The organism is Neobacillus sp. 19, assembly GCF_049463095.1.
In the GTDB taxonomy this organism is placed as follows: domain Bacteria; phylum Bacillota; class Bacilli; order Bacillales; family Cytobacillaceae; genus Neobacillus.
In genome coordinates, this window is the sequence record NZ_JBMPZU010000085.1 from 44789 (window position 1) to 52694 (window position 7906).

Annotated in this window: 7 protein-coding genes and 1 pseudogene; 6 read left to right on the plus strand and 2 right to left on the minus strand. The window is 37.7% G+C overall.

Annotated elements, in window-relative coordinates; all coding sequences use genetic code 11:
- Positions 1-150: 150 nt before the first annotated feature.
- The 5 genes from ACO1D1_RS24940 to ACO1D1_RS24960 all read left to right on the plus strand — a co-directional run bounded on the left by ACO1D1_RS24940 (position 151) and on the right by ACO1D1_RS24960 (position 4584).
- Positions 151-1023 (plus strand): molybdopterin-dependent oxidoreductase, encoded by an 873-nt coding sequence (locus ACO1D1_RS24940; protein WP_423337510.1) that lies wholly within the window; start codon positions 151-153, stop codon positions 1021-1023.
- Between the two features lie 89 nt (positions 1024-1112).
- Positions 1113-2468, plus strand: a complete 1356-nt coding sequence (locus tag ACO1D1_RS24945; protein ID WP_149870463.1) for a D-serine ammonia-lyase — start codon at positions 1113-1115, stop codon at positions 2466-2468.
- 106 nt (positions 2469-2574) lie between these two features.
- On the plus strand, positions 2575-2778 hold the full coding sequence (locus ACO1D1_RS24950) for a hypothetical protein (protein ID WP_423337505.1): 204 nt from the start codon (positions 2575-2577) through the stop codon (positions 2776-2778).
- A gap of 129 nt (positions 2779-2907) precedes the next feature.
- On the plus strand, positions 2908-3618 hold the full coding sequence (locus ACO1D1_RS24955; protein WP_423337506.1) for a DUF421 domain-containing protein: 711 nt from the start codon (positions 2908-2910) through the stop codon (positions 3616-3618).
- Positions 3619-3957: 339 nt separating this feature from the next.
- Positions 3958-4584: a cell wall hydrolase gene (locus tag ACO1D1_RS24960; RefSeq protein WP_317845662.1), complete on the plus strand. Its 627-nt coding sequence runs from the start codon at positions 3958-3960 to the stop codon at positions 4582-4584.
- 242 nt (positions 4585-4826) lie between these two features.
- Here the strand turns inward: ACO1D1_RS24960 and ACO1D1_RS24965 are convergent, their stop codons facing one another.
- The gene (locus ACO1D1_RS24965; RefSeq protein ID WP_423337507.1) at positions 4827-5804 is read right to left on the minus strand and encodes a C-terminal binding protein; all 978 of its coding nucleotides are present in this window, start codon (positions 5802-5804) and stop codon (positions 4827-4829) included.
- Between the two features lie 14 nt (positions 5805-5818).
- Entirely contained in the window at positions 5819-6931 is a 1113-nt protein-coding gene (hisC, locus tag ACO1D1_RS24970; RefSeq protein WP_149870467.1) for a histidinol-phosphate transaminase, read from the minus strand.
- A 447-nt stretch (positions 6932-7378) separates the two neighbouring features.
- Here hisC and ACO1D1_RS24975 point away from each other — a divergent pair.
- A pseudogene (locus ACO1D1_RS24975) lies at positions 7379-7906 on the plus strand (hypothetical protein); the annotation flags it as partial.

Genomic DNA, 7906 nt, shown 5'->3' on the forward strand with positions numbered 1-7906 from the left:
ATCACACGCAGTTTAACCCCGGAAAATCAGGAAACCCCCATTCATTTTCTGGAGGATCATGAAACACCAATTCCTTTATCTTTTCGAAGAAATCATTTTCCATATCCCGAACCTCCTATTCAGCCTTTCTATCTCACTATCACAGGTGCTGTGAAAAAACCGCTTGCTTTTCAATACAATCAAATAACTTCTATGCCTACAAAAACCATTATGGTCTTATTAGAATGTTCTGGAAACAAGAGGGCTCATTTTTCACCAAAAGTATTCGGTGAGCAATGGACAGGAGGGGCAATGAGTCAGGGGAGATGGACGGGTGTCCCCCTCTCCTTTCTCCTATCAATTACAGGATTAAATGCCGGAGCACGGGAAATTGTTTTTCAAGGGGAAGATTCCGGAATTAAGAAAAAACAGCAGCAATATTTTGAAAGAAGTCTTCCGTTAGCAAAAGCAATCGATCCAAATGTAATTATAGCTTGGGAGCATAATCAAAAACCCCTTAGTCTTAAGCACGGTTTTCCATATCGTTTAATTGTTCCAGGCTGGTATGGCATGGCGTCAGTAAAATGGTTAAAAACCATTCGAGTCATTCACCATCATTTTTCTGGACCTTTCCAAACAGATGACTATGTCTATTATCCTTACAATGACCATAACAAAGATTCTTTCCCCGTGACGACTAACCAGATTAATTCTGTTGTTCAACAACCTCTTGACCGGCAAATACTTATACCTGGGGAGCATAAAATATCGGGTTTAGCTTGGACGGGAGAAGGTGTTATTACTGCTGTTGAAATCAGTGTAGACAATGGGGATACTTGGAAATCTGCAGTCATTCAAGACAAACCTCAGAAATACCAATGGGTGAAGTGGTCCCATTCGCATATTTTCGAAAAAAAACAAGTGTACACTATTAAAGTTCGTGCATTCGATTCAAATGGCCGCTCCCAACCCGATCAAGCATTCTGGAATCGTAAGGGATATGGGTTTAATGAAATTTCACAAATTAAAATACTAATAGAATGAATTCTTCCCCCAACAACATTTTCATTATAAAATAAGACTAGATTGTTTTTTTAAAATATAATTGCCTACTTTAAAGGAGTTTCAATTTAATGGAGAAAATTGCAAGCAAAGATCTACAATCTTGGAAAGAGCAGGTTCCATTACTAAGCAGACTTATTTCGTTAGAGGAAGTATTTTGGACCAATCCTAATATGGAAAAATTTACAACAGGAATCAAAAAAGCTCCACTTACACAAGAAGATGTACGGGATGCAGAGGAACGGTTAAACAGGTTTGCTCCTTATATCGCGAAGGTTTTCCCAGAAACAAAAAAGATGAATGGGATCATAGAATCTCCTTTAGTCAGAATCCCTGCAATGAAACAATCCTTGGAACTTAATTATCAACAACCTGTCTTGGGAGATCTACTATTGAAATGCGATAGTCACCTTCCTATATCGGGGTCGATAAAAGCTAGAGGCGGAATTTACGAAGTTCTCAAACATGCAGAAAACCTAGCTATACAACATGACTTGTTAACGGTCGATGATGACTATTCGATTTTAGATAGTGATCGTTTTCGAACATTCTTCTCGCATTACTCTATCGCAGTTGGCTCTACTGGAAATTTAGGACTGAGTATTGGCATTATGAGTGCAAAGCTAGGTTTTAATGTGACTGTTCATATGTCAGCTGATGCAAAGCAATGGAAAAAAGACTTGCTTCGCAGTAAAAATGTTCAGGTTATGGAATATGAAGCGGACTATAGTAAAGCAGTTGAGGAAGGTCGAACTCAAGCAGAGGCAGATCCCTCCTGTTATTTTGTGGACGATGAAAATTCTCACGACCTTTTTTTAGGGTATGCGGTGGCAGCCTCTCGATTGAAAAAACAATTAGAAGAGTTTGAGATCACAGTAGATGAAAATCATCCATTGTTTGTTTATCTGCCTTGTGGAGTAGGCGGTGGTCCTGGAGGAATTGCCTTTGGTTTGAAGTTATTATTTCAAGATCATGTACACTGTTTCTTTGCGGAACCCACCCACTCTCCCTGTATGTTACTTGGATTAATGACAGGACTTCATGATCAAATATCTGTACAAGAAGTTGGGATTGATAATATAACTGATGCTGATGGGCTTGCTGTCGGAAGACCATCAGGATTTGTAGGTAAAACAATCGAACCATTTTTGAGTGGAAATTATACGATTAGTGATGAACAGATGTATAAACTGCTAAAAGACCTAGTTGAGACGGAGAAACTTTATTTAGAACCTTCAGCATTAGCGGGCATGATCGGACCCATTAAATTGGCTAATGAGGGAACCGAATATTTACAACAGCATCAATTAATGGAAAAGATGAGTAAGAGTACACACATTATTTGGGGCACTGGCGGAAATATGGTTCCTAAAGAAATAATGGCGGAATATTATCAAAAAGGCTTGAATATTGAGTTGGAGAAATAGAAGTAAAGTGCTATTTGAACCCCCTCCGCTTTTTGCTTATTAAGTTCTAATTAATTTGTGAAAAATGGGAAACATACAATCATCTAGTATAAGGGGGGTTTTAACAATGCATAAAAAGGAAAAAGAAGCTGTAGAAGCAAATCAAAAAATGGATGATTACTTTAATGACTCAGATTATAGGAACATTATTGGGGATTCTGAGGCGGACACTGCAAATCTTAAAATTCAGGAACAGTTTTATGGTAATGGCAATTTTGGAAATTCCCTTCCTTTTCACGTTGACATCAACAATCCACCAATAAAAAAATAAGGAAAAAGCCTTTTTTATACACAATTGTATAGAAAAGGCTTTTAATTTTCTTTCAACTATATAAATTTAAAGTACCTAGTACATATTAAATAAAAAAGATTACTGATTAAATAGTAAGGATGAATCGCAATGGATGAGATACTTTTTGCAATAATTCGCACAGTCGTCTCCATCTTACTCTTGATGGTTTCCTCCCTTTGGTTTGGGAAACAGATTAACGCTCATATTAATCTGTATAATTTTGCTTTGTCAATCACCATTGGTTCATTTATAGCCAATATGGGTTTTGATACTAATCTTAAATTTTTTCCTATGCTGCTGTCTTTTTTAACACTAATTTTCATCTATTTCGCCTTTTCCTTCATTTCTTCCAAAAATAGGATGATCCGTAAATGGTTATCTGGCCACCCAACAGTTATCATGGAAAAGGGAAAAATTCTTGATGGGAATATGAAAAAAATAAGGTATACGCTTGATGATTTAAATCAACAGCTTAGGGAATTAGGAATATTCGATATCATCGAAGTGGAGTTTGCAATTTTGGAGGTAAGTGGGAAGCTATCTGTATTAAAAAAAACAAAATATCAAAATATAACGAAGCAAGATATCAATCCAACCATTCGGAATAACGATGTCTTGATTCCGAAAGAGCTCATTATGAATGGGACATTGATTACGAAGAATTTTAATGATCATTATTCTAATTCATGGCTTATTGACCAATTAACATTAAGGAAAATTGGTTTAAAGGACGTCCAATATGCTGTCATTTCTTCCACTGGTCATTTGTTTATCGATCTTTATGATGATCACTTAGATTCGCCAATTGATATTGAATAAATGGTGCAGCAAATGAAGAAAAAAGCCTATTATCACTTGGAAAGGCTTTTTTTCATTTGGGAGACACAAATAACATCCTCTTTTGTTGACACTTGTATCATGACTGATCCCTGTACACTCCTTTGGTAGTTACCTCTTCTGTTCGAATTTTCAGAACCCTGCATTTCACTTTATACAAAAATGAATGAATAATCAATCATTTATTAAACCCATTTATTTCTATTTAAATGACATCCTTGTCTTTTCTACGTAAAGAAACTGTAATACTAATCTATTTAATTATTTCATAGAAATAGAAACTAATCAGTGATTTACGAGAAATCAACTAGGAGGAATGAAATGATGAAAAAACTAATTGCCGCACTAACAGTAGCTGCCACACTCTTATTTGCCTCCCCTGCTTTTGCTTACACCGTTAAAAGTGGTGACACGATGACAGAGATTGCAAGAGAAAATAGTCTCACTTTGGAAGAGCTATCAAGGCTTAACCCGCAAATACAAAATCTTGATTTAATCTATGTTGGTCAAACTGTACATACAATTAAAGCAGCTGAGAATACAACTAAACAAGAGGAGCAATCAACAGAATCAGCAATGGTTGTGGGGTATTCAGAAAACGAAATTGACTTGCTTGCCAGGTTAGTAAGAGCCGAAGCCCAAAATGAGCCCTATCAAGGTAAAATTGCTGTAGCCTGTGTTGTACTTAATAGAGTTGATAGCCCATCTTTTCCGAACACAATTAAAGAGGTCATTTATCAACAGGGGCAATTTCAGCCAGTACAGAATGGACAAATAAATAAGCAAGCGGATGAAGAATCCATCAAGGCTGTACACGAAGCTTTGAATGAGAACCGGAATGTCGCTGCCGGGTCGCTATTTTTCTATAACCCCGCCATTGCTACGAGTCGTTGGCTCGATTCCAAAGCAACAACACTTGTCATTGGGCAGCATGTATTTAAACAATGATTTTTTGAAAAAGAATTTGCCCTTTCCATTCAAGAATGAGACCAATTTTAATGGAGACAAGCCCAATGAATTTTCTTGAAAAATTTATAAGCCATCCAAAGGCGGATGGCTTATAAATAAATTTTTTTACTCCATACCCTCCGATTCCACTATAAATCTATTTATATTCATCTGGAATATGATACTTTCTACAAGTAGAATATCCTCTAAAAAACAAACGCAAAATTATGGTTGCAATTGATCTATTTCACCGGATTCAAGGTTTTCACTAAAGGTTTTCCAGCAATTCCGTCGATAATATTTTGACAGGTTTTGTTTTTAAGTTCCCGAAGAGCATCCACGGAGATATAGCCGGAATGAGGGATGACAAACACCTCATCCATATTAAGCAATGGATCTTTGGGATTTGGCGGTTCATTTAAGAGTACATCAAGACTTGCACCGGCAATGTGGCCTTCAAAAATCGCTTGATACAGGTCCTCTTCATGGATCAGCCCGCCCCGGCTAGTGTTCACAATAAATGAGCCTTTTTGCATCATTTTAAGTTGTTCGTACCTAATGATATTTCGATTCTCTGGTTTAAGAGGAACATGCAGACTCAAAATGTTTGATTGCTTCAGTAATTCTGAGAATGACACTGCTTCCACGGCATAGTTAGTGAATACTTCTTGTGGTGCTGTAGGTGCATAGGTTATCAGGCGAACGCCGAAAGGTTTCAATTTTTTTGCAACCATGCGAGCAATTTTTCCAAAGCCAAGCAATCCTACCGTATTTGAACTGAAGCGCTTAATTGGAAGGGTATCCATTGGCTCCCATTTCCCTTCTTTTACTTGTCTGTGATACGCTGGGAATCGTCGGGTAATCGTGAGCATATGGGCAATTGTATGATCAGAAACCTCTTCCGTACAAAATTCCGGCACATGGGTTACCTTAATCCCCTTTTTTGTAGCCTCTTCAAGATCAATGGTGTTATATCCAACAGACGATGCGGTAATAACACGACACGAATCTAGCTTTTTTATTAAATCAGCTTGACAGGGAAAACCTACTTGGACGATAACACCGTCCGCATATGGAGCATAATGCGGCAGATCCGCTTCCATTGTCTCCGAGCGGGTAACCTTTACTTCAAAACCATTTTGCTCAAAAATGACCTTTTCCACACTATGATCTATCCATTCATCATCAAGGATCCAAACTAAATGTTTTCCATTTTTCATTGCATCCACCCTCGTTAAATATGGTGTGAAGCTTGAATCTTCAATTCCTGCAGTACCGTGATGAGCTTTTCATTTTGCTTGGCTGAACCGATACTAATCCGTGCAAAAGTTGGAAATCCCCAAGCGGCACATGGACGAATCATAAAACCCTGTGATAATAATTGTTTTGCTAGTTTAGCAGTATCTTGCTTCATGTCAATAAAAAGGAAATTCGTATGCGTTTTTTCTACACTATACCCAAGAGATAGGAATACATTCACTAATTTTTCCATTTCTTTTCTATTTTCCAGCAGGACCCTTTCTTTATATACCTCATCATCAAGGGCAGCTACCGCACCGGCAAGGGCTACTCTATTACAAGCAAATGGCTCGCGAACTATTTGTAGTGGCCTAATCAGTGCTTCTTGCGCCATCGCATAGCCAACTCTCATTCCAGCAAGCCCATACAATTTGGAAAACGTACGAATCGTAATCACTGGGTACCCTTCCTTGATATACTCTACCCCAGTTGGATAGTCCTTGCTGCTGATAAATTCCCCATATGCTTCATCTAGGACAGCAATAACATGTTTTGGCAATCTTCTGAAAAATAATTGAAGCTCTTCCCCATCTACTATTGTGCCCGTCGGATTATTAGGATTGCAAATGATTACAAGTTTGGTCTGCTCATTTATGGCATCAAGAATGGCTTCAAGATCAAACTTGTGATCCTTTGTCGTAGGAATCTCTACAGGATTTCCCCCAACAAGGAGTGTGTTTTTTTGATATTCGGAAAATGTAGGCGTACAATACACGACTTCCTCACCGGGATTCACGTATGAGGCAATCACTAGGTTAATAATATTGTCTGCTCCATTAGCAATGACATAGTTTTCAGGGTCGATTCCATGCAGCCTTCCAAGTTTATTGCGAAGCTCCAAACCGGTAAGGTCCGGATAAAAATGCCCCTCTAGGACTGCCTTTTGCATTGCTTCAATTGCTTTTGGCGAAGGTCCTAACGGATTTTCATTCGTAGCAAGTCGAAACACTTCATGTAATTTTGATAATTCGTTAGCCTCCTCAGCTGCTTTACCAGGTATATATGGTTCCAAATTTCGAATGGTATGACGCCATAAATGTTCTGACATGGTAAATCCTCCTTTGAAAAATGGTTCATCAATGTTTAAACCGGTTCCTGATAGTTAAATTTATTTCACATACATAGAGTCATATTCTTAAACTCATACATATTTTACACAATATTCAGAATAAAACTAAGCTGTTTCACTATTTAAGTCAAAAAAGTTCACAATAAAACAATAATTTAGTTGATGAAGAAAATACTCCAACGAATATAGTTAACCTTTTCTGCCTTCCCTTCAACCAAGCTAAAAAACTATAGTATTTCATAAAAAAGAGTACTATCTGAATGTGAATTGATAAGGTAATATTAAAAAGATTCATAATATTGTAACAATTGCGAGGAGGAGGATTTAAAATGAACCTATTTTTTTAAAATAAGTATTGTTCAATTATGCTTTTGATCCGTGGCGCGGCGTATTTCTACTATTGATAACGTGAAAAGGAGGAAACGAATCATGTATGCTGTGATTATTTCTGTATTGCTTCTAATGGTATTAAGCATGTTGCGGGTGAACGTGCTAATAAGTATTTTACTAGCTGCACTTAGCGCAGGCTTAATAGGAGGACTCTCCACAATTGAAACGATGAACATGCTCATTTCAGGAATGGGCGGGCAAGCTGAAACGGCATTAAGTGTTATTTTACTAGGGATTTTTGCCGTCATGATTAAATATTCTGGGATTACGGGGATATTAGTAAAAAAATTATTGAAATTCATGAAAGGGAAACGGGGAGTTATTCTGTTAGTGATTGCTGGAATATCCAGTTTTTCACAAAACTTAGTCCCTGTACACATTGCCTTTATCCCAATTCTAATCCCTCCTTTACTCCAGCTGTTCGACCGGATGAAAATAGACCGGCGAGTGAAGCGGCGCACGAAAAACGCGAAAGCGTTTCACGATAAATGCGAAAACGCCTATCTAGGTTGTTGGGTTTGGGCCAATATCGGCTTCATAACAACTGAACGAGTAACAAAACAG